The organism is Candidatus Eisenbacteria bacterium (genome assembly GCA_030017955.1).
Lineage (GTDB): Bacteria > Eisenbacteria > RBG-16-71-46 > JASEGR01 > JASEGR01 > JASEGR01.
Genome location: JASEGR010000240.1, coordinates 1 through 737, shown reverse-complemented (window position 1 = coordinate 737; position 737 = coordinate 1). Strand labels below are relative to the sequence as shown.

Annotated in this window: 2 protein-coding genes; both read right to left on the bottom strand. The window is 47.8% G+C overall.

Annotated features, from left to right (window positions below):
• Positions 1 to 189 (bottom strand): hypothetical protein (locus QME66_14010; GenBank protein MDI6810054.1); only part of this gene is annotated, 189 nt, incomplete at its 3' end.
• Between the two features lie 16 nt (positions 190 to 205).
• Positions 206 to 737, bottom strand: a 532-nt coding sequence (gene istB / locus QME66_14005; protein MDI6810053.1) for an IS21-like element helper ATPase IstB, incomplete at its 5' end; no start/stop codon positions are given.

The window sequence follows — 737 nt, the reverse complement described above, 5'->3', positions numbered from 1 at the left end:
TGCTTTTCTCTGGTCGAAATCAATATCGGATCTCGACATGCCATAAATCATGAATGGATATGAGTAATCGAATTCACTAATCAGGATGTCCCCGTCAATATCCGTTATCATAGAGATATCGTGGGTGTTTCTGCAGTTGCCAAACCAGGTTGTATTGTCTTTCGTGAACTCTGCGTCAATCGTTTCCAATCGACCTTTTTGTGGATTATAAACCGTTATTTGCATGGGTTGTCCTCCCTTGTTTTCCTTTTTCCTTAAGACTTTGTTTGAGCCGGTAGCTCTCCCAGTTGCAGCTGACAATATGGGCTTTGTGGGTCAGTCGATCAAGTAAAGCGGCGGTCATGACAGGATCGCCAAACACCTGGGTCCAGTCCGCGAACCCCAGGTTGGTGGTGATCATCACCGACCCTTTCTCATGTCTTTCCGCCAGGACCTGAAAAAGCAGTTCCGATCCTTCCTTGGAAAAAGGGATATATCCGAGTTCGTCCAGGATAAGCAAATCGTATCTGACATACTTTTGGACAAGACGTTGCAACGCCTTCTCTTGTCTTGCTTCGATCAGCTCATTGACCAGACCGTAGCAGCTGGCAAAACGGGTCCGAAAGTTATTCTTACAGGCCTCGATTCCCAGAGCGGTAGCCATGTGGGTTTTGCCGGCGCCGCTTCGCCCAAGAAAAATGATGTTTCTGTGCTCCCGAATATAACCGCCTCCCGCAAGATCCCGAAAAAGCCGAATG